Below are 21,896 nucleotides of genomic sequence, written 5' to 3' on the forward strand. Positions count from 1 at the left end.
TCACCCCCGTGCGAACGAACTCAGGCCCGTGAGCGCCGTCGAGCCAGCAGCACGACCAGTCCGACGACGACGATCGCGCCGCCTGCCACACCCAGCGGCAGCACCATGGAGCTCATCCCGGTGGCCGGGAGCGATCCGGACGTCACCGCGGCGACGCCGGCCGGGTCGGTCAGGCACTGGGGCGTCGAGGGCGGATACGAGAGCGCCACGGTCAGCTGCGGGTTGACCCGGATCTCGGCCGTGATGCTCCCGCGCGTCCACGCGAAGTTGCCCGATGTCTTGACCCACTGGCCGTTCTCGAACGCCCATCCCGGCCAGCCGTTTCCGCGTCCGTCTGCGCCGACCGACGCACCGGGCCACAGGACCCGACCCTCGAGGTGGTTGTTCTGCAGCTCGCCCAGCGGGATCTCGGTGCTGTTGGTGCCGTCCGTCATGAAGAGCACGGCCGTGTGACCTGTCGACACGTTGGATGGATCCGTCAGCGTGACCGAGTAGTCGATCCACGGAGTGTCCGCCTCGCACTCGGCCATCGCGGTCGACCCCGAGAGGCTCGCGGTGGTCGGTGGCGTCGGCGGATAGTCGTCATCGGCTGCGTAGGCAACCGACGGCACGGCCAGTACGGCCAGAAGTGAAATCCCCAGAATTGAAACGAATTTACGCATGATGATTACTGCCTCCCCAGGCATGCCGCTGTCTCCCCAGAAGACAGATCGGCAACCCCAGGCTAGCCCATCAGCGCGAAATCGCGCCTGGGAATCGCCAGCACGGGTCGCGAGGATAGACTCGGCGACGCGAATGGGTCGGCTGGACGGTCGCGTCGCTGCGGTTCGCCGCAGCGCCGAGGAACGTCCGGGCTCCGCAGGGCAGGGCGGTGGGTAACACCCACCCGGAGTGATCCGCGAGACAGTGCCACAGAAAACAGACCGCCGGGGAACCTCGCATGTCGAGGGACCGCGGTAAGGGTGAAACGGCGGTGTAAGAGACCACCGGGGTCGTGGTGACACGACCCGCAAGGTAAACCTCGCCCGGAGCAAGGCCAGACAGAGGATGTTGACGCGGCTCGCCGAGTCCTCGGGTAGGCCGCTGGAGCGGCACGGCAACGTGTCGCCGAGAGAGATGACCGTCCACGGGGCTCACGCCCCCGGACAGAACCCGGCGTACAGGCCGGCCCATTCGCCCTCTCAGCCGGCGGCGCTGTCCGGCTCCGCCTCAAGAGGTGTCTCGGCCTGCGCGAGCTCGGGAGCATCCGTCACGAGCGCGAGCGCGGCCGCACCGATGATGCCGGCGTTGTTGCGATGGACCGCCGGAACGATGGGCGTACGCAGATCCAGCAGGTGCAGAAACTGGTCGGCGTGCTTCGAGACTCCGCCGCCGACCACGAAGAGGTCCGGGCTGAACAGGAACTCGATGTACGAGTAGTACCACTGCAGCCGCTCAGCCCACTGCTCCCAGCTGAGCTCGTCCCGTTCCATCGCCGAGTACGCCGCGAATGCCTCGGCATCCTTGCCGTGCTTGGCGCGCTGCACGTGACCGAGTTCGGAATTGGGGACGAGCACGCCGTTGTAGAGCAGCGCCGATCCGATACCGGTTCCCAGCGTCGTGAGGATGGTGAGACCCGCCTGACCCTTCGCGGCGCCGTAGCGCACTTCGGCGATCCCCGCGACATCCGCATCGTTTGCGAAGTGGATGTCGCGGCCCAGCCCATCCTCGAAGAACTTCTCGGCCTCGAACCCGATCCACTTCTGCGACACGTTCGCCGCAGAGAGGGTTCGTCCGCTCTTGACGATGGCGGGGAAGGCGACTCCGAGCGGAATGTCGGCGTCGGTCACATCGAGCTTGCCGAGCACTTCCTTCACGGCCGCGAGCACATCGGGCGGTTCGGCGCCTTCGGGTGTCGAAACCTTGATGCGATCGCTCAGCAGCACCCCCTTCTCGAGATCGACGAGCCCCGCCTTGATTCCTGTACCGCCGATGTCGACGCCGACCGCAGTCTTCGATGCCATGCGCTCAGCCTAGCCAGGACGAGCAGGCCGATCGGTAGGATCGGGACAGCGGATCCTGACGGGTGCGGGCTACGAAGGAGTCATCGTGTCGAGCGACAGCGAAAAGTACTGGTACAACCTGACCACGGGCGAGGTGGAGAAGGGCTTCGAATCGCCCGCGATCGATCGCGCCGGCCCGTTCGACACCCGGGAAGAGGCCGCCGCGGCGCCCCAGCTCCTGCGTGAGCGCTCTCGGGCATGGGCCGAGGAAGAAGCCCGCGAAGACGGCTGACCGTCGTCCCCGTCGGACTGCGGCGACGCCGACCAGTAGGCTGAATTCCGGCGATGCCGGCCACCCGAGAGGATGCGATGGACAAGCAGCGTGACTTCGTTCTGCGGACGATCGAGGAGCGGGGCGTCAAGTTCGTCCGGCTGTGGTTCACAGACGTGGTGGGGACGCTGAAGTCCGTCGCGATCGCGCCGGCGGAGGTCGAGGGCGCCTTCACCGAGGGGCTCGGATTCGACGGCTCCGCGATCGAAGGGCTCACGCGTTCGTACGAGTCCGATCTGCTGGCGCATCCCGATCCGACGACGTTCCAGATCCTTCCGTGGCGGGGCGAGATCGATCCGACCGCACGCATGTTCTGCGACATCTCCACACCCGACGGCCAGCCCGCAGTCGCCGACCCCCGCCACGTGCTGAAGCGCACCCTCGCGAAGGCTGCCGACGCGGGGTTCACGTTCTACACGCACCCCGAGATCGAGTTCTACCTGCTGAAGTCGTCGGCATACGGTGCGGACGGCCCTGAGCCGGTCGATTCGGCCGGGTACTTCGACAACGTTCCGGGTGGCACGGCGCACGACTTCCGTCGCCGGTCGGTGCGGATGCTGGAAGACCTGGGCATCTCTGTCGAGTACAGCCACCACGAGGGCGGTCCCGGTCAGAACGAGATCGACCTGCGGTACGCCGACGCCCTGGCCACGGCCGACAACATCATGACGTTCCGCACCGTGATCAAAGAGGTCGCGATCGAGCAGGGCGTCTACGCGACGTTCATGCCGAAACCGCTGAGCGGCAAGCCCGGCAGCGGAATGCACACCCACATGTCGCTGTTCGAGGGCGATGTGAACGCGTTCTACGAGGAGGGCGCGCAGTACCAGCTGTCCACCGTCGGGCGTCACTTCATCGCGGGCCTCCTCCGCCACGCGAACGAGATCGCCGCCGTCACGAATCAGTTCGTGAATTCTTACAAGCGACTGTGGGGTGGTGACGAGGCCCCGAGCTTCATCTGCTGGGGCCACAACAACCGCTCCGCCCTGGTGCGGGTTCCGCTGTACAAGCCGAACAAGGGACAGTCGTCGCGAGTCGAGTACCGGGCGCTCGACTCGGCGGCCAACCCTTACCTCGCGTACGCGCTCATGCTCGCGGCAGGCCTCAAGGGCATCGAGGAGGGCTACGAGCTTCCTGCCGAGGCGGAAGACAACGTGTGGTCGCTCACCGATGCCGAGCGCCGCGCGCTGGGCTACGCGCCACTGCCTGCGAGTCTCGATCACGCGCTCGAGTACATGCAGGAGTCCGAGCTGGTCGCCGAGACGCTGGGCGAACAGGTCTTCAACTACGTGCTGCTGAACAAGCGCAAGGAGTGGCAGGAGTATCGCTCCCAGGTCACGCCCTTCGAGCTGAAGAGCAACCTCGAGATGCTCTGACCCCGCTTCGCCCCATGTCCTCCGGCGATCGGTCATCGGCACTCACCGAGCTCGCCAGGCTCGGCTTCAGCGATCTGGGAACGGTCGACGCCCTGCTCGACGAACTCGAGGCGGCGATCGACGTTCCCCGCCATGACCTGATCGCGGCGGCAGGAGGCGCGGCTGACCCGGATGCCGCCTTGGCCGGCATGGTCCGAGTCGCGCGCCGATCGGCCGCGCCGGTGCGAGATGTCCTCGGCACCGAACGAGGCTCGCGAGTCGTGTGGGCGCTGCTCGGAGCATCCGATGGGTTCGCGGATTTCTACCTCCGGCATCCCGACGAACTGCTCCACCTGCGCGATGCCGGCGAGAGGTTGCCCACTCCCGAAGAGCTCACTTCGGAGCTCCTCGGGGCCGTCGGCGCGGTGGAGGGCTTCGCGTCGGGCGGGACCGAGGCGGAATGGGTCGCGCTCCGCGTGCGCTACCGGCGACTTCTCGCCGCGATCGCGGGCTACGACCTGCTGCACGCCGACCCCGTCGGCGCGGTGAAGGATGTCGCTGCGCGACTGGCGGATGCTGCGGGCGCGGCGCTGGAGGCATCGCTCGCGGTCGCACGGACGAGGATCTCGACCGGAGGGGCAGTCGGTGGGTTGTTCCCACGTGAGCAGGTCGCGGCCACGCGACTGGCGATCATCGGCATGGGCAAGTCGGGTGCGCGCGAGCTGAACTACGTGAGCGACGTAGATGTGATCTTCGTCGGGGGAGCCGACGAAGACACGATCGATGACAGCCGCGCGATCGACATCGCCACTCGGCTGGCGGTGCAGACGATGCGGGGGATCTCGAGCGTCGAGATCGAGCCGCCGCTGTGGGAGGTGGATGCCAACCTCCGCCCCGAGGGCAAGCAGGGCGCCCTGGTGCGCACGCTCGACTCGCATCTGTCGTACTACGACCGGTGGGCGAAGAGCTGGGAGTTCCAGGCGCTGCTGAAGGCGCGGCCGCTCGCGGGCGATCCCGAGCTCGGTGAGCAGTACGTCTCAGCGGTGCAGCCGAAGATCTGGACGAGCGCTGCCCGCGAGAACTTCGTCGACAGCGTGCAGCGCATGCGCGAACGCGTCACCGAGCACATTCCGCCCGATGAGGTCGCCTACCAGCTCAAGCTCGGTCCCGGCGGCATCCGTGACATCGAGTTCACCGTCCAGCTCCTGCAGCTCGTGCACGGGCTCACCGACGATCGGATCCGGCAGCGGGGCACGCTCGACGCGATCGAGGTGCTCGTCGCGGGCGGCTACATCGGGCGCCCGGAAGCGGGGGTGTTCGCCCACGACTACCGGGCATTGCGGGTGCTCGAGCACCGCATGCAGCTGCGCGCGCTGCGCCGCACCCACCTGATGCCCGCGACACCCGAGGGACTCCGCATCCTCGCACGTGCGAGCGGGCTCGCCGACGGCGGACAGAAGCTGTGGGAGCTGTGGGAGGCGATCAAGCGCGAAGTGCGCGACATCCATGTCCGCCTCTTCTACCGGCCGCTCCTGAGTGCGGTGGCATCCCTCCCCGAGGAGGGGCGCTCGCTGTCCACCGAGCAGGCGCACGATCGACTGGCCGCGATCGGGTTCCGCAATCCCGCGGGCGCACTGCGGCACATCGGCGCCCTCACCTCGGGGCTCTCACGCAAAGCGACGATTCAGCGCCACCTCATGCCGGTCATGATCCAATGGTTCGCCGAGGGCGCCGACCCCGACTACGGGCTTCTCGCCTTCCGCCGCATCAGCGAGCGCCTGGGCGATTCGCCGTGGTTCCTGCGGATGCTCCGCGATTCGTCCGCTGCGGCCCAGAGCCTGACGCGGGTGCTCGCCGGGTCGCGCTTCATCGGCGAGCTGATGGAGTGGATCCCGGAGGCATCGGCGTGGCTCGATGACGAGGAGCAGCTGCATCCGCGGCGGGGGGTACTGCTGCAGGATGAAGCGCGAGCGATCCAGCAGCGGCACTCGGGTGTCGAGGACGCTGTGCGCGCCGTGCGCTCGATCCGCCGGCGGGAGATTCTCCGCACCGCGATGGGGGGACTCCTCGACGTGCAGAGCATCGAGGAGGTCGCCGGATCCCTCACCACGATCACCGAGGTCTCGATCCAGGCGACACTAAGGGCGGTGCGGCGCGAACTCGTTCCTCCGGACGCGGGAGACTTCGACTTCGCGATCATCGCGATGGGTCGGTTCGGTGGGCGAGAACTGGGATTCGGGTCGGATGCCGACATCCTGTACGTATATCGAGCGCCCGATATGGATCCAGATCGCGGGCAGAGGCTCGCGCTGGATATCGTGGCCGAACTGCGGCGCCGCTCGGAGGACTTCCGACTGCCCCTCGACCTCGACGCGGATCTTCGGCCGGAGGGCAGGAACGGGCCGCTCGCGCGATCCCTCGAGGCTTATGCCGAGTACTACCGGCGCTGGAGTATGTCGTGGGAAGCTCAGGCGCTGCTTCGCGCGCGGGGCTTCGCGGGGAGCGTCAACCTGATCAGAGATTTCACCGCATTGGCCGACGCGGTGCGGTACCCGGCGACTGTCGATCCGCACGGGATCCGCGAGATCAAGCGCATCAAGGCTCGGGTCGAGAACGAACGGCTGCCGCAGGGAATCGATCGTGCGCGCCATCTGAAGCTCGGGCCGGGCACACTCAGCGATGTGGAATGGCTCGTGCAGCTGCTCCAGCTCGAGCATGGTGCGCGCATCCCCGGCTTGCGGACCACCTCGACGATGGGCGCACTGCATGCGGCTGAGGCCGCCGGGCTCCTCTCGCCGGTCGCGGCAGAGCGGCTGGGGGAGGCGTGGCGGCTCGCGAGCAGGCTCCGCTCCGCGAACACCCTCTGGTCAGGGCAGACCAGCGACGTGCTCCCCACCGACAGGCAGCAGCTCGACGGGATCGCCCGCATCCTGGGCTACCCACCGCGCTCGGCCTCGGAGATCGAGGAGCGGTACTTCGCAACCACGCGGCGAGCTCGGCGCATCTTCGAGAAGCTCTTCTACGGCTGAGCGTCGGGCACTTCGTGCCGCGGCGAAGAGCGGCGAACGGACATGTCGATTGAGTGATACGCAATATACCGATGTACTATTGCGCAGAACCTATCGTCTGGAGAGCTTGCTGTGGTGTCTGTCTTTGGTGTGCGTCGTGGTGCGAACGTGTGTGGCGTGGGCGTTGCTGTCGTGTTGGTGTCCTGTCTGGTGTTGGGGTCGGATGTGGTGTCGGCGCGTGCGGCTGACGGGGAGGGGCGTGGTTCGGTGTCGCCGGTGGTGGGTGGGTTTGGTTTGGGTGATGGGGTGGAGGGTTTGATCGATGAGCGGGTGGGGTCGCTCTCGTTGGATGTGCCGATCAAGGGTTTGGGGTTGCGGTGGGATTCCCGGTCGGTGGGGGTCGATCAGGTGGGGTTTGGTTCGGGTTGGGTGGTGTCGGGGTTGGGGCGTGTGGGGGTGACCGGTGGGGTGAAGGTGTTCCCGGCGTCGGGTGGGGTGTATGACGCGGATGCGAGTGTGCCGTCGGGTATGGCGGGGTATGTGTTGGGTGATGTGGTGTTTTCGCAGATCGTGGGGGTGTTGCCGGGTCGGGTGGATGGGTCGGTGGGGGATCGGGAGTACGGGTTCGTGTTGTCGCAGACCGGGGGGACGACGACGTATTTCAGTGCGGTGGGTGATCCGGTGGCGCAGGTGGATGTGTTCGGGAACCGTACGGATTGGACGTGGGCGCGGGATGGGTCGCGTCGGCTTGAGCGGGTCATCGACCAGGTGGGTGTGGTGACGGGTTTGGATTGGTCTGACCCTGCCGTGGTGCGGGTGACTCGTGGTGTGGGTGGGGTGTCTGTGGTGGCGGGTGTGGTGGAGTTGGATGGGGGGCTGGTGACTGGGGTGGTTGACGCGGTCGGTGGCCGGACTGCTGTGGGGTATCACCCGTCCGGGTTGATTTCACGGATCGCGGGGGTCTCGGGTGCGGTCACGGAGGTGGCGTGGCAGACCCTCGCTGATGGGTCCTCAGCGGTGGATCGGGTGCGGGTCGTTGATGGGCTGACGGGGGCGGAGTTGTCGGCGCGGGAGTGGGATGCGGTGTCGGGGGTCGCGTCGGGGTGGCCGGTGTATGCGGGCGAGCGGGACGTGTTCGATTCCGGTGACAGCCGGTTCCGGTACCAGACGGTGGTGTCGGATGGGGCGACTCGGGTGGTCTCGGAGTACAACTCCACCCACCTCCTCATCGACCGGTCGGTGGAGGTGACGACTCCGAACGGGCCGGTGGTGCTGCAGGAGCAGGGGTTCGCCTATCTCGGCACGGAGGGCGACGGGGTGCCGTTGCCGTGGGATCTGCCGGAGCAGTTCAATCGGCCCACCGAGACCGAGGTCACGTTCCGTGACGCGGCCGGACGGGAACGGTCGACGTCGGAGGAGTATGAGTTCGATACGTTCGGGCGGCCGACATCGCAGATCGCCGTGGACGGTGCGGTCACCAAGACGGTGTATGACGAGATGGTCCCGGCCGGGGGAGTACTCCCCGTGGGGTTGCCCTTGTCTGAGACGGTCACCACCACGGATGGGTTGGTCTCGCAGACCCGGTACGAGCTGAACCCGGAACGCACCGCCCCCGTCGTCGCCGAGACGTTCACTGGGAAGGTCGGGGAAGAGCTGACCCGCACCGGCCGGGTCGAGTACACCGTCCAGGCCGACGGGTTCGTGTCCGAAGAACGCGCCTTCGGGCAGGGTGGCGACGGGACCCCCGTGGTGACCACGCATGCCAAGGATGTCGACCTGGATGCGGGCACGGTGACCGTGCTCGACACGGTCGCAGCCGGCACGCCCCTTGCTGTCACCGGGTCGCAGACATCAGACCTGCTGTCGGGGCAGCCGGTGGCAGCCACGGACGCGCTCGGCAACACCGGGACGGCCGAGTACGACGCCGCCGGCCGCATCATCGCGCAGACCGACCCGGCAGCCAACACAGCCCGCACCGCATACTCGACCGTGCAAGCGGACGGCATCAACGCGACAGTCGTGACCACCCCCGACGGGGTGGCCACCACCACTGAGACCGACGTGCTCGGCCGGGTCGTGAAGACCACCGACAACCTCAAAGACGGCCACCCCGTCGACGGACACGTACGGGTCGTGGAATCCCGCGCATACCCGAACCCCGGCATCGTCGAGATCACCGACGCATGGGGAGCGGTCACGGTCACGAAACAGGACGTCTTCGGCCGCGAGATCGAGACTGTCGCCCCGACCGGGTTGGCGAAGATCACCCGCTACGACGACATCGCCCATACGGTCACCACCGCGCTGACCCCGACCGGGGATCTCTCCGACGCCGAACAGACCAGCACGCAGACGATGGATGCGGCCGGACAGGCCACTCAGACCAGCGGCACCCGCGCCGACCAGAAGCCCGTCCCGACGATCGCCTCGGTGTTCGACGGATTCGGCCGGCAGACCGCCACCACCGACGGGACCACGGCAACCCGCACGGATCTCGACGTGTTCGGCAACCCGACCACCACCACGGTCACCCCCCAGAATTCCGGCGGAGCGCCCTTGGTCGCCGAGCGCCGGTTCGACGCGTTCGGCACGAGCGTGGAGAAGACCCTCACCGAGGGTGACCAGTCCCGCTCCGGCGGTACCCGCACCCTGGACAGTCTCGGGCAGACGGTGTCCGAAACCGACCAGGATGGTCTGGTATCTACGTTCGAATACACGCCCGATGGGTTCGTCGCCAAGACCACCACGGGATACGGGGCCGTCACGGTCAACACGTACGACCCGGTCACCCGGGAGCTGATCGAAACGGTAACCACGTCACCGATCGGTGAGCAGGTGCGAACCGGGTTCGACTATGACCCGGTCACAGGGAATGTGCTGGCGGTGTTCGACCCGACCAATCGGGCCGGCACACAGATCGCGTACACGTATGACGGATTCGGGAACACGACCGGTAAGTCTTACCCCGCCGGGGAGCAGGTTGTCCACACTTACGACGACAGCGGTCGGAAAGCGTCCACGACCGACATCGCGGGGAACAAGACGTCGTACGGGTACGACAAGGCGGGGTTGCTCACCACCGCGGTCCAGACGGATGCGGATGGGGCCGAGATCGGCCGCGTGGGATATGCCTATGACGACTACGCCAGGGTGACGGACCTATCGCGCGGGAACGGGGTCATCACCCGGTACACGTACAGCTCGATGAATGAGATCGCGACCGAGACCACGACCGGACCGGACGGAACTGTCCATGAGTCTCGCGCGTATACCTACGACGAGCGCGGAAGCCTTTCGCGCCGCACCGACACCACTCTCAGCGAAGACAACCCGGGCACGACCAGATCGACGACGACCGTTTACGAGTACGACGCCCAGGATCGGCTCATCCACTCCACCGTCCACGAAGGCGACACGGTCGAGGGGGCGGTGTCGTCGGACACGACCTACGTCGCGACTGTGTCCGGTGACATCTCCCGTGAGACGGTCACCACCGCAGACCCCGACACCGGTGAGATGGGGGAGACGGTGCGGGAGTTCACGTATACCCCGACCGGGCGGATCGGCACCCTCACCACCACCTATCCGGACGGAACATCGTCCACGGTCACGCCGACCTACGATGCGGCCGGTAACCTCACCCGCGCGGTGGACGGCACCCGCTACACGTACAACGCCCTCAATCAGCGCGTCGCCGAGATCACCCCGACCGGCGAGTCGCTCACCACCGGGTACTGGGCTACCGGGCAACGCGCCGTTCTCAGCACCACCGGCGCCGCAGACGAACCCGGAGAGGCAGCGTTCTACTGGGACGACACCACCCTGATCAACGACACCCACACCCAAGGCGGTTCACCGGCTGGCACCGCGTCCTATCTGATCGGTGCTACGCGGCACGCTCGCACCACCGCGGGCGAGTCTGCGGGGGGAGAGACGGTCTACTACACCCAGGACAGGCATGGGAGCATCTCGGCGTTGACCGCGGCTGACGGCACACCGACCACTCGGTACAGCTACTCCGACTACGGCACCCCCACGATTTCGGGCACGGGGGAGTCCGTGGGGAGCGACGGCGCGACAGGGTGGGTAGGAAACGTGTCCTACCAACCGTTCCAGTACTCAGCCGAACACACCGCACCTGGCGGAGAGCAATACCTTCAGGCTCGCACCTACGACCCGAACACGATGCGGTTCACCACGCAAGATACCGCGCAACTGCACAACACCTACAATTACGCCCACCTCAATCCCGTCATGATGGTGGATCCGACCGGCAACACTCCGATGTGGGACGACATCGTCAACACGATCCACGGCGCCGTAGGCCCAATCAACGGCGTCGCCGGCGGGCTGGCCGTCGTCTTCGCCGCCATCAGCATCGTCTCCGCTGCCTATACGATGGGCGCTTCGCTATCAGGCCTCGCAATCGCCGGTTTGGTCGCTGACGCGGTCACCATCGCAACAGCCACTGCCGTGCTTATCGACGACTATGTGGTCGATTTCATGAGCGACGAGGCCGCCACGATACTGACCGCCGTCGATATCGCGGTCGGCGTCGGAGCGTTCGGCGCCCTGGCTAGCGTGAAATCCGTCCGCAAGGCGCTGACGAAGCCGAAAGTGCGATTAAAAGATATCAGGCCCCTTAGAGAACGTGGAGTGACGGTAGCCGCAACCACAGAATTCCCTGACGGTCGAATCACAGACGCCCCTCTGCGATACCTTGAGGAAGGGCGAAAAACATTGCTTCCATTAGTCACGGGGAAGGCTGAACTGCGACTCGCGGATAAAACGCGAGAGGTTGCTAAGAAGGGACTGTGGCAGTCTCTTACAGATGGCAGTACAGAGCTTCCCTCGTTGCCGAGTGAGATCGTCAACCTATTGAAAAGCGCGATGCCGCGGGATCCCGTTCGTATTCTGAGGAATACTTGGAAGACCTTCACACGCAACGCGTACAGCACGGAGCAGTGGATGGTGAACATGTCCCTCATATGGAAAAATGAGAGGTCGCTTAATCGAGTGAAAGAAATTCGCGCTGAAATAAAGGCACAAGAGGACACGATATATCAGGTGATTCACGCCCGGTATACCGGTACGGAATGATCAATTGGACTTTCTACTTCATAGGATGCTGTAGCAGTCATCATCTTGACCGCATGAGAGGTCAGCGTGCTGCCCCCCGAGTTGAGCTCGGGGGGCAGCGATCGTGGGGAGGACTGAGGTGAAGCGGATGGCCTCACCGTCAGGAATGCGGCGCCGTCCGCCTCAAACGCCGAAGTACAGCTCGTACTCGAACGGGTGCGGGCGCGCTGCGATCGGCTTGATCTCGTTCTCGATCTTGTACTCGATCCAGGTCTCGATCAGCTCGGGCGTGAAGACGCCGCCCGCGAGCAGGAACTCGTGGTCAGCCGCGAGAGCGTCGAGCGAGTCCAGCAGCGAGTTCGGCACCTGCGGGATGTTCTTGGCCTCCTCGGGGGGAAGCTCGTAGAGATCCTTGTCGACCGGCTCGTGCGGCTCGATGCGGTTCTTGATGCCGTCCAGGCCCGCCATGAGCTGCGCCGCGAAGGCGAGATACGGGTTGCCCGAGGCATCCGGTGCACGGAACTCGATGCGCTTGGCCTTGGGGTTCGTGCCCGTGATCGGGATGCGGATCGCAGCCGAGCGGTTGCCGGCTGAGTACACCAGGTTGACGGGTGCCTCGTAGCCCTTCACGAGGCGCTTGTACGAGTTGATCGTCGGGTTGGTGAACGCGAGCACCGAGGGCGCGTGCGCCAGCAGGCCGCCGATGTACCAGCGCGCGGTGTCGGAGAGTCCGCCGTAGCCGGCCTCGTCGTAGAAGAGGGGCTTTCCCTCGCTCCACAGCGACTGGTGCACGTGCATGCCCGAGCCGTTGTCGCCGAAGAGCGGCTTGGGCATGAAGGTCGCGACCTTGCCCCACTGCTCCGACGTGTTCTTCACGATGTACTTGAACTTCAGGATGTCGTCGGCCGCGTGCACCATCGTGTCGAAGCGGTAGTTGATCTCCTGCTGGCCACCGGTGCCCACCTCGTGGTGCGAGCGCTCGAGGGTGAAGCCCGCCTCGATCAGCTTGAGCGTGATGTCATCGCGCAGGTCAGCGGTCTTGTCAACGGGGCTGACGGGGAAGTAGCCGCCCTTGTAGGCGGTCTTGTTGGCGAGGTTTCCGCCCTCCTCCTCGCGGCCGGTGTTCCACGCGCCCTCTTCCGAGTCGACGTGGTAGAAGCTCGAGTTCTGCTTCACCTCGAAGCGCACGTCATCGAAGATGTAGAACTCGGCCTCGGGGGCGAAGAACGCCGTGTCGGCGATCCCCGTCGAGGCGAGGTACTTCTCGGCCTTCTTGGCCACCTGGCGCGGGTCCTTGTGGTAGATCTCGCCGTTACGCGGGTTGTAGATGTCGAAGATCATGATGAGTGTCTTCGCCTCCCGGAACTGGTCGACGTACGCCGTCGACACATCGGGGATGAGCTGCATGTCTGACTCGTGGATGTTCGCGAAGCCGCGGATCGAAGAGCCGTCGAACAGCTGACCGACGGTGAAGAACTCTTCGTCGACGGTCGAGGCGGGAATGTTGAAGTGCTGCTGCACACCAGGAAGATCCGTGAAACGGATATCGAGGAACTTGACGTCCTCGTCCTTGATGAACTTCAGCACCTCGGATGAATCACTGAACATGAACTCTCCAGAGGTAGGGCATTCGGGATCACTGCCCGTTCGCACGGGCTTCGCCCGACGCTATCGAAGCGGCATTGCCCCTCAGTATCCCTCATGTTTCGGGCACGTTACGCGTCGCCGGGTAGGCTCGATGAATGAGCGATCGCACGTCGGATTCGTCGTATCCGGGCGAACGGATCGGCCTCCCGCAGAACGGCCGCGGCAGCATCGCCCGCCTCGGTCGTCGCGCGGGGGCACTGGCGATCGACTGGGCCTGCGCGGTCGTCATCTCGATCGCGTTCTTCGCGTACGACTCTCTGGCCACCCTGATCGTCTTCGCCATCGTGCAGATGCTGTTCATCCCCACGATCGGCGGGAGTCCGGGCCATCGCCTCGTAGGACTGAGGGTGATGCAGGTCAACGGGGCCTGGACTGGTCTGTGGCGCCCGATCGTGCGCACGATCCTGCTCGTTCTCGTCATTCCCGCCGTGATCTGGGATCCCGACCAGCGCGGGTTGCACGACAAGGCCGCGGGAACGGTGCTCGTTCGCGCATGACGCGCGAGAAGGCCGGGCGAACCGATCAGCGCGGTCGCGGGGCGCGTGCCTTCGTCGGGTCGATTCCCTTCGGGATCGGCAAGGAGGCGAGGGACTGCGACACGGAGTCGATCCGCTTGATCACGGCGGCCATCGTTCCGCGATCGATCTTCTTCGGCAGCGCCTTGATCGCGTTGCCGAGCTTGGCGATCGTCACGTCGTCGTCGCCGTGCCCCACGTAGAGCACGGTCACCGGAACGCCCTGCGCCACGCGCTGCACCTTCGAGCGTTCCTCGTTGACCAGCCGAGTGAGGCGACCGCGCGACCCTTCGCCGACGAGCACGACCCCACCGCGACCGATCGCGCGATATACCGCCTCCTGCGTCTTCGGATTGATCGCCACCGGGGTCTCGCTGCTCTGCCAGTTACGGCCGAGCGAGGTCGACATGACGTGGCCGGCGGCGCCCGGCATCCCGTCGATCTTCTTGTACATGGCTGTTGTGGAAAGCCGCGTCATCGTCATGAGAGACGCCAGGATGCCCAGCAGCAGGCCAGTGACACCCCACAGGATCACCGACCAGATCGCGACCGGTGGGATCAGGAAGCCGAGTCCGACCCCGATGCCGATGCCGACAAGAAGGATTGCGATCAGCAGCCAGGGGAGCCATGAGTAGGCCTGGCGGGTGAATGTGAAGAGGGTGCGGAGCTGCGAGAAGAAGCCGGGGCGCTTCTCGGGCGCGGCGGTACGTGCTGCCATGTCATCCAGAGTACCGTTTCGCGTCGGGCAGCCCGTCGGCTCCTGCACATGCGTGCGCTCGGTTCCTCCATCCACAGATCGCTGGCGGACGAGGAAGAGGACGCAGCCACCACGACATGCTCGATGCATGCACACGGAGGATCGCGAGACATCAGGTGACGCGCTGCGCGCGGGCTATCGCTTGATGCGGCACGTCTCACCGCCCGAGTCACCGTGGCCGGGAACACTCGCCCGCACGCCGGACGGCCAGTCTTGTGTTCTCGTCGATGCTGCGGACCTGGGCGACGCGTGGCGTGGTTGGCGGGCCGAAGCCGGGGGACATCTCCTCGCTCCGGTGGACGTTGCGCGCCGTTTGGACGGGCACGACGTCGCCCTGCCGATCTGTCGCGAACGAGTCGAGACGTTCCTCGCACGGCGCGGGCGTGGGCGTGACGCTCTCGAAGAGGGCGAGACCGTCACGCTCGCTGTCAGCCTGCTGCGCGGCGCGGCTGAGGCGGCCCGGGTGTGGCGCGATGACGCCGCGGTCGGCGAATGGTGGCTCACAGACGCGGGGTGCCCGGTCCTCGTGACCGACATCACCGGCAGCACGACCTCCGAGATTCTCGACTCTCTCGCCGCATCCGTCGACGACTGGCTGGCGCGCGCGGTCGCGGATGCTGCGACCGCCGCGCGCGATCCCCGCATTCTTCTGCGCGACATCGAGGAGTGCGAGTCGGCGTTGTTCGCCATCGCCGCACCGAGCCCTCTTGCAACACGCGCGTTGGCTCCGATGTACGCGCGCGAGGCGGCCCGTGTCCGCGAGTCCACTGAGCCCGAGCGCGCCGCTGCGCCGCGCTGGGCCGACGTCCTCGCCAGGCACGTCGATGCGGAGTTCACCGAGCTCGTCTCCGATGCGGCCATGCGGGTGTGGCGGCGTCTGCGTCGCCCGCGGACGACGCGTCGGCGCAGGCCCTGGCTGCTCGCGGCGTCGCTCGCCGCGAGTATCACCGTCATCGGCCTCGTCTGGCCATCCGGTGAAGGCCCCGCCACTGCCGAGAGCTCTCCCGTGCCCACGACCATGACGTCGGCACCCCCCGATGTCTCCGAGACGGCGCAGGGCACCCCGGAACTCGGTGACCGTGCGGCCGGTGGCGAGAGTACCGGCGAGATGACCGCTCAGACCCCGGGTGAGGGGGGCGACACGATCGATTGGGTGACAGCGGCGTCGGGGCTGCTCACGCGTCGTGCGGCGTGCGCGGGTCAGCTCAGCTGTCTCGCGGACGTGATCGAAGATCCGGCGCGGACGTTCCCGGCGGGTGTGGCGGACAAGCAGGGCGCGGACATACGGATCACGCTGCTCGACGAGTTCGGGGGAGCGGCCGTGCTCCGGCTGGAAGACGCGGCCGATCCCCAGGCATCACCCCAGCTCGTCGTTGTGGTCCGCGCACGAGAACGCCTTCTCCTCCGCGACATCCATGCCGTCGCAGAGAAGAAGGCGTGAGGCTCTCAGATGCCCAGCTGGCTCTCGAACTGCGCGGCCTCGAGGCGGCTCTTGACCGCCCCGAGGAACCTCGCAGCATCCGCGCCGTCGATGACACGGTGGTCGTACGAGAGGGCCAGGTACACGTAGGAGCGCACCGAGATCGCATCCTTGCCGTCGACCGAGACCACTCCGGGCCGCTTGACGACAACGCCCGTCCCAAGGATCGCAGACTGAGGGAGGAAGACGACCGGAGTGTCGAAGAGCGCGCCACGTGAGCCCGTGTTGGTGAGCGTGAACGTGCCACCGCCGAGCTCGTCCGGCTTGAGCTTGTTGTCGCGCGTGCGCGCCGCGAGATCGGCGATCTCGTGCGCGATCTCGGCGATGCTCTTCGAGGCCGCATCCCGCAGCACCGGGGTGAGCAGGCCGCGCTCGGTGTCTACGGCGATCGACAGGTTCTCGGTCGCGGGATAGACGATGGAGGTGCCGTCGACAGTGGCGTTGATCACCGGGTAGGTACGCAGCGCTTCAGCGGCGGCCAAGGCGAAGAAGGGCAGGAACGACAGCTTGTCACCCGTCTTGGCCAGGAAGTCGCCCTTCGTGCGATCGCGGAAGGTCGCGAGCTTCGTGACGTCGACCTCGATCACCGTGGTGAGCTGAGCGGTCGCCTGCATCGATGCGACGGCGCGCTCCGCGAGCACCTTGCGCAGGCGCGACATCGGCTGGGTCGTTCCCCGCAGCGGCGAGATCTCGACCTCGGCCGGCGCGGCTGCGGGCGCCGAAGCGGGCGACGCCGCGGGTGCGGAGGCAGCCTCAGCGGCTTTGAGCACATCTTCCTTGCGGATGCGACCGCCGACGCCGGTACCCGTCACCGTTGCAAGATCGACCCCCTGCTGTTGCGCGAGGCGACGCACGAGCGGCGTCACGTAAGTGATCGCATCCTCGTCGGACGCTGCAAGGGATGACGCCGCCGGCGTGGCGGCAACGGGTGCGGCGGGCGCGGGCGCAGGCGCAGCGGGTGCGGCGGGCGCCGGCGCAGCGGGTGCGGGAGCCACGGGCTTGTCGGCCTCCACCGGCTTCTCCGTCGAGGGCGCTTCGGGAGCGGTCTCGGCAGCAGGGGCTGCTTCGGCGACGGGAGCGGACTCGGTGGGAGCTGAAGCGGGCGCCGATGCACCGTCGCCGATTCGTGCGAGGGCCGATCCGACGGCGACGGTCTCGTCTTCCTTCACGAGGATCTCTTGCAGGGTGCCGGCGACCGGCGAAGGGATCTCTGTGTCGACTTTGTCGGTGGAGATCTCCAGGAGCGGTTCGTCGACCGCGACGCTGTCACCGACCTGCTTGAGCCAGCGGGTGACGGTGCCCTCGGTCACGCTCTCACCGAGCTCGGGAAGGACGACCTCCGTGCCGCCCTGCGCGGAAGAAGATGCTTCAGCGGGTGCAGCCTCCGAAGGTGCGGGCTCTGCGGGTGCGGGCTCTGCCGGAGCAGACCCCTCAGACTCTTCCGGCGCGGGGGCCGCTTCGGGCTCGGCTGCCGCAGGGGCGGGTGCCTCGGCGGGAGCGGCCGATCCGTCGCCGATCTTGGCGAGGACTGCTCCGACCTCGACTGTCTCGTCCTCCTGGACGAGGATCTCTTCGATGACGCCGCTGATGGGTGAAGGGATCTCGGTGTCGACCTTGTCGGTCGAGATCTCGAGCAGGCCCTCATCCGCCTGGATGGTGTCGCCGACCTTCTTGAGCCAGCGGGTCACCGTTCCCTCGGTGACGCTCTCTCCGAGCGCGGGGAGGACGACGGAAGTGCTCATGACGGTGTCTCCTTCAGGGATGCCGATTTCGTTTCTAGCTTAGTGTTGCCGCGGCACCCGGTGCCGCGGCGGCGCTCCGCGCTACAGCGCGTGCAGTGGCTTGCCCGCGAGGGCGAGGAACGCCTCGCCCAGCGCTTCGCTCTGGGTGGGGTGCGCGTGGATGAACGGGGCGATGTCTTCGGGGTGCGCTTCCCAGCCGACGGCGAGCTGCGCCTCGGTGATGAGCTCGCCGACCCGATCGCCGACCAGGTGCACACCCAGCACCGGACCCTCTTTTGCGCGGACGACCTTGACGATTCCACCTGTACCGATGATCTCGCTCTTGCCGTTGCCCGCGAGGTTGTACTCGTATGAGACGACCGCGTCGACCCCGTGGGCGGCGACCGCCTGGGCTTCGGAAAGTCCCACGGACGCCACTTCGGGGTGGGAGTAGGTGACCTTCGGGATCTGGACATCGGGGACCAGCACCGGATGAAGTCCGGCGATCTCCTCGGCGACGAAGATCCCCTGCTGGAATCCGCGGTGAGCCAGCTGCAGCCCCGGAACGATGTCACCGGCCGCCCACACGTGATCAGCGGCGGTGCGAAGGCGCTCATCCGTCACGACGAAGCCGCGATCGAGCACCACACCCGACTCCTCGTAGCCGAGTCCTGCCGTCGCAGGCCCCCGCCCGACGGCGACGAGCAGGTAGTCGGCCGTGTACTCCGTGCCGTTCTCGAGGGTGACGGTCACGGAGGCGTCCGACTGGGTCGCGCGTGCGAATCGAACGCCCAGCGAGAACGTGATCCCGCGCTTGCGGAAGGCGCGCTCCAGCGTCTTGCTCGAGGTGATGTCCTCATTGGGGACAAGGTGATCCAGCGCCTCGACGATCGTGACGTCCACACCGAACGACCTCCAGATGCTGGCGAACTCGACGCCGATCACACCACCTCCGAGGATGACGACCCGCTCGGGAATCTCGTCGAGCTCCAGCGCGTGCTCGCTCGTGAGAATCCGGCCTCCGATCTCCAAGCCGGGAAGCGAGCGACTGTACGACCCCGTGGCCAGGACGACGTCCGTGCCGCGGTACAGGTCGTCGCCCACGCGCACCGCCGGCCCGCTTTCGAGCCTGCCCTCGCCACGGACCACGATGATCCCGCGGGCCTTGACCAGACCCTCGAGGCCCTTGTACTTCTTCGCCACGATGCCCTCGCGGTAGTCGCGCAGGCCCATCGGGTCTACGCCGTCGAGCTGGGCGCGGATTCCGACAGTCGCGGCGTCCCTCGTCATATCGGCGACCTCGGCGGCGTGCAGGAGAGCCTTCGTCGGGATGCACCCACGGTGCAGGCAGGTCCCGCCGACCTTGTCCTGCTCGATCAGAGCGACCGAGCGGCCCAACTCTGCCGCTCTCAGCGCCGCCGCGTAGCCACCGCTACCACCGCCCAGGACGACCAGATCGAATGCGTGCTCGGTCATCGTGATGCTCCCTCTGCCGAATCAGTCCCGACGAAGTCGATCAGAGCCCGTACGGTGGCCCCGGTCGGTCCCTTGTCCGTGAAGCCGTACCCTGCGCCCTTGTTCATTCCGACGCCCGCGATGTCCAGATGCACCCAGGGGATGCGCGGGGCGTCGACCTCATCCGAGACGGGTCCGACGAAGTGCTGCAGGAACAGGCCGGCGAAGAGCGAACCACCCGCGGGATCGCCGATCTTGGCGTTCTGAAGGTCGGCGATCGGCGAATCGAGGTCTTCCTTCATGTGGGCGGGCAGGGGGAGCTGCCATGCCGGTTCGCCGACGCGCGCCGACGACGCGAGGTACGCGCGCACGGCGGCGTCGTCGCCCATGACACCGGCGTGGCGGGTGCCGAGCGCGACGGTGATGGCACCGGTCAGAGTGGCCACGTCGACGATGACATCCGGATGCTCGCGGCTGGCCGCGACGAGTCCGTCGGCCATGACGAGCCTGCCCTCTGCGTCGGTGTTGAGGACTTCGACGGTCGTGCCGTCCAGCATCCTGAGGACATCTCCCGGGCGCGTCGCGCGCCCGGACGGCATGTTGTCGGCGATGCAGAGCCACGCCGTCACCCGTACCGCCAGACCCAGGGTCGCCACGGCCCTCAGGACTGCCAGGGCCGTCGCGGCGCCGCACATGTCGTACTTCATTCCGACCATGCCTGCGGGGGGCTTCAGGGAGAGCCCGCCCGTGTCGAAGGTGATCCCCTTTCCGACGAGCGCCACGTGGCGTGCCGCGCCGGCGGGGGAGTACGAGAGGCGGACGAGTCGCGGCGGCCGATCCGACCCCTGGCCGACTCCGAGGATGCCCCCATATCCGCCGGCGGCGAGTTCTTCCTCGTCCAGCACGTCGACGTCGACGGGAAGGCCCGCGACGGCTTCGATCGCGCGTTCGGCGAAATCGGCGGGGCCGAGCCATTCAGCCGGAATCGACACCAGGTCCTTCACCAGGGCGACGGCCGAAGCCGCGGCGGTGACGGCTGCGATCTGGTCCGCATCGACGGTCTCCACCATGCCGTGCACGGTCACACGCGCCGCGCGCGGCTTGGGCGCGGACGTCTTGTAGTCGTCGAACCGATACCCGCCCAGCGCGGCTCCCTCGGCGACGGCCCGCCACGACGACGGCTCCGCCGCCGGCGCGCTCACGGCGACGTTCGCGAACCCGGTGAGGGTGCGGATGCCGGTGCCCACGGCGTTGCGCAGAGCCGCGGCATCCGGTCGCGTCCCTGTGCCCACGATCGCGAGCGGGAGGGATGTGCTCTCGGGTGCGAACACCCGGTGGTATGACGACGGGGCGCCGCTGAACCCGATCGCCAGGAGAGCCTCACGCAGACCGGGCCACTCGTCGACGACGGCCGGGTCGTCTCCCTCCAACGGCGGGAGAGCAAGGAGGATCGCGTCGTCCTCCGTCTCTCGAATCGGCAGCGGACTGTAAACGAGGTCGGGGAACGACATGACCTCCATCCTAGGTACGGGTGTGTTCGCTCTGAGCGGGACGGTTGCCGCGCCCTCCGCGGACTCGGCTCGTAGAGTGGGAACATGCCCCTGTCCGAGCCTCTGTTCGAACGCGTCGCGTCGGCGCCGCCCGTTCCGCGCGGGCTGCCGCTGGTGATCGCGCTGACGGGGTTCACGGACGCGGGGAACGCCGTCGCACGCCTCGTGGAATACTTCCGCGACGACCTCGCGCCCCACACCCTCGCGGTGTTCTCCAACGACGTACTGCTGGACTACCGCGCGAGACGCCCGCTCGTGTCGTTCGACCAGGACCATCTCACCGACTATCGGCCCCCGCGCCTCGAGCTCTCACTAGTGCACGACGCGCTGGGGCAGCCCTTCGTCCTGCTGGCCGGCTACGAGCCTGATTTCGCATGGGAATCCTTTTCCCAGACCGTGCTCGGTTTGGCCGACTCGCTCGGCGTGTCGTCCGTCACCTGGGTCCACGCCATCCCGATGCCTGTTCCGCACACCCGTCCGATCGGAACGACCGTGAGCGGCACGCGCAGCGACCTCACGAAGGCGCACTCGGTGTGGCAGCCGCACACCCAGGTGCCCGCCACGGTCGGACACCTTCTGGAGTACCGCTTCGCGGAAGCCGGAGCATCCGTCGCGGGATTCGTGCTCCTCGTGCCGCATTACCTCGGCGACACCGAGTTCCCTGCTGCGACGCTGGCGGCGCTGGACGCGCTGACCGTCGCGACCGGACTCGTCTTCACCGGTGAGGACTTGCGGGAGGAGAACCGGCAATACCTCGCGAAGGTCGAAGAGCAGGTCGAGGGGAGCGAAGAGCTCTCGCGAATGCTCCAGGGCCTCGAGGAGCGGTATGACGCTTACATGGCGGGTTCGACCCTCGCCACCCCGATCATCCACACCGGGGATCTCCCCAGCGCGGACGAGCTCGCGGCCGAGCTGGAGCGGTTCCTCGCGAGCCGGCCGTCCGGGGACGACGACAAGCGCGGGTCCTGAACGGAATACCCGGGCGCCGGATTTCGTTGTCTTTCTCGTGTCTCGCG

The 21,896-nt window shown here is 66.9% G+C and carries 14 protein-coding genes and 1 other RNA gene; 8 read left to right on the top strand and 7 right to left on the bottom strand.

Annotation, left to right across the window (positions count from 1 at the left end; genetic code table 11):
- Positions 1 to 20 precede the first annotated feature (20 nt).
- Positions 21 to 662 carry an LPXTG cell wall anchor domain-containing protein gene (locus tag F6B43_RS02105; protein WP_170285535.1) on the bottom strand — a complete coding sequence of 214 codons (642 nt, stop codon included), beginning with the start codon at positions 660 to 662 and terminating at the stop codon, positions 21 to 23.
- Between the two features lie 134 nt (positions 663 to 796).
- Here F6B43_RS02105 and rnpB point away from each other — a divergent pair.
- An RNA gene (gene rnpB / locus F6B43_RS02110) (RNase P RNA component class A) lies at positions 797 to 1,176 on the top strand.
- 5 nt (positions 1,177 to 1,181) lie between these two features.
- On the opposite strand, the gene ppgK is transcribed toward rnpB, so the two are convergent.
- Positions 1,182 to 2,003, bottom strand: a complete 822-nt coding sequence (ppgK, locus tag F6B43_RS02115; RefSeq protein WP_150447273.1) for a polyphosphate--glucose phosphotransferase — start codon at positions 2,001 to 2,003, stop codon at positions 1,182 to 1,184.
- A gap of 85 nt (positions 2,004 to 2,088) precedes the next feature.
- Here ppgK and F6B43_RS02120 point away from each other — a divergent pair, with 85 nt between their 5' ends.
- The 4 genes from F6B43_RS02120 (at position 2,089) to F6B43_RS02135 (ending at position 11,776) form a co-directional block, all read left to right on the top strand.
- Positions 2,089 to 2,274, top strand: a complete 186-nt coding sequence (locus F6B43_RS02120; RefSeq protein ID WP_150447274.1) for an SPOR domain-containing protein — start codon at positions 2,089 to 2,091, stop codon at positions 2,272 to 2,274.
- A 77-nt stretch (positions 2,275 to 2,351) separates the two neighbouring features.
- Positions 2,352 to 3,689, top strand: coding sequence for a type I glutamate--ammonia ligase (gene glnA / locus F6B43_RS02125; protein WP_150448364.1), 1,338 nt, complete (start codon positions 2,352 to 2,354; stop codon positions 3,687 to 3,689).
- A gap of 14 nt (positions 3,690 to 3,703) precedes the next feature.
- Entirely contained in the window at positions 3,704 to 6,697 is a 2,994-nt protein-coding gene (locus F6B43_RS02130; protein ID WP_150447275.1) for a bifunctional [glutamine synthetase] adenylyltransferase/[glutamine synthetase]-adenylyl-L-tyrosine phosphorylase, read from the top strand.
- 285 nt (positions 6,698 to 6,982) lie between these two features.
- Positions 6,983 to 11,776, top strand: coding sequence for an RHS repeat-associated core domain-containing protein (locus F6B43_RS02135; RefSeq protein ID WP_150447276.1), 4,794 nt, complete (start codon positions 6,983 to 6,985; stop codon positions 11,774 to 11,776).
- 162 nt (positions 11,777 to 11,938) lie between these two features.
- On the opposite strand, the gene glnA (F6B43_RS02140) is transcribed toward F6B43_RS02135, so the two are convergent.
- Positions 11,939 to 13,363 (bottom strand): type I glutamate--ammonia ligase, encoded by a 1,425-nt coding sequence (glnA, locus tag F6B43_RS02140; protein WP_150447277.1) that lies wholly within the window; start codon positions 13,361 to 13,363, stop codon positions 11,939 to 11,941.
- Positions 13,364 to 13,497: 134 nt separating this feature from the next.
- On the opposite strand from glnA (F6B43_RS02140), the gene F6B43_RS02145 reads away from it, so the two are divergent.
- Positions 13,498 to 13,899: an RDD family protein gene (locus tag F6B43_RS02145; RefSeq protein ID WP_150447278.1), complete on the top strand. Its 402-nt coding sequence runs from the start codon at positions 13,498 to 13,500 to the stop codon at positions 13,897 to 13,899.
- A gap of 25 nt (positions 13,900 to 13,924) precedes the next feature.
- Here the strand turns inward: F6B43_RS02145 and F6B43_RS02150 are convergent, their stop codons facing one another.
- Positions 13,925 to 14,635 carry a DUF4191 domain-containing protein gene (locus F6B43_RS02150; protein ID WP_150447279.1) on the bottom strand — a complete coding sequence of 237 codons (711 nt, stop codon included), beginning with the start codon at positions 14,633 to 14,635 and terminating at the stop codon, positions 13,925 to 13,927.
- A gap of 127 nt (positions 14,636 to 14,762) precedes the next feature.
- Between F6B43_RS02150 and F6B43_RS02155 the strand changes: the two genes are divergently transcribed.
- On the top strand, positions 14,763 to 16,115 hold the full coding sequence (locus F6B43_RS02155) for a hypothetical protein (protein WP_150447280.1): 1,353 nt from the start codon (positions 14,763 to 14,765) through the stop codon (positions 16,113 to 16,115).
- 5 nt (positions 16,116 to 16,120) lie between these two features.
- Here F6B43_RS02155 and sucB read toward each other — a convergent pair whose 3' ends face one another.
- From sucB to F6B43_RS02170, 3 genes are all read right to left on the bottom strand, one after another.
- Positions 16,121 to 17,896: a 2-oxoglutarate dehydrogenase, E2 component, dihydrolipoamide succinyltransferase gene (gene sucB, locus F6B43_RS02160; RefSeq protein ID WP_150447281.1), complete on the bottom strand. Its 1,776-nt coding sequence runs from the start codon at positions 17,894 to 17,896 to the stop codon at positions 16,121 to 16,123.
- An 81-nt stretch (positions 17,897 to 17,977) separates the two neighbouring features.
- A complete protein-coding gene (gene lpdA, locus F6B43_RS02165; protein WP_150447282.1) occupies positions 17,978 to 19,351 on the bottom strand; it encodes a dihydrolipoyl dehydrogenase in 1,374 nt (457 codons plus the stop codon).
- Complete coding sequence (locus F6B43_RS02170) at positions 19,348 to 20,841, bottom strand: leucyl aminopeptidase (RefSeq protein ID WP_150447283.1); 1,494 nt, start codon at positions 20,839 to 20,841, stop codon at positions 19,348 to 19,350. The genes lpdA and F6B43_RS02170 overlap by 4 nt, the downstream gene beginning before the upstream one ends.
- An 84-nt stretch (positions 20,842 to 20,925) precedes the next feature.
- Between F6B43_RS02170 and F6B43_RS02175 the strand changes: the two genes are divergently transcribed.
- Complete coding sequence (locus F6B43_RS02175; protein WP_150447284.1) at positions 20,926 to 21,849, top strand: proteasome assembly chaperone family protein; 924 nt, start codon at positions 20,926 to 20,928, stop codon at positions 21,847 to 21,849.
- Positions 21,850 to 21,896: the final 47 nt, after the last annotated feature.

This window comes from Microbacterium rhizomatis (assembly GCF_008710745.1).
GTDB lineage: Bacteria > Actinomycetota > Actinomycetes > Actinomycetales > Microbacteriaceae > Microbacterium > Microbacterium rhizomatis.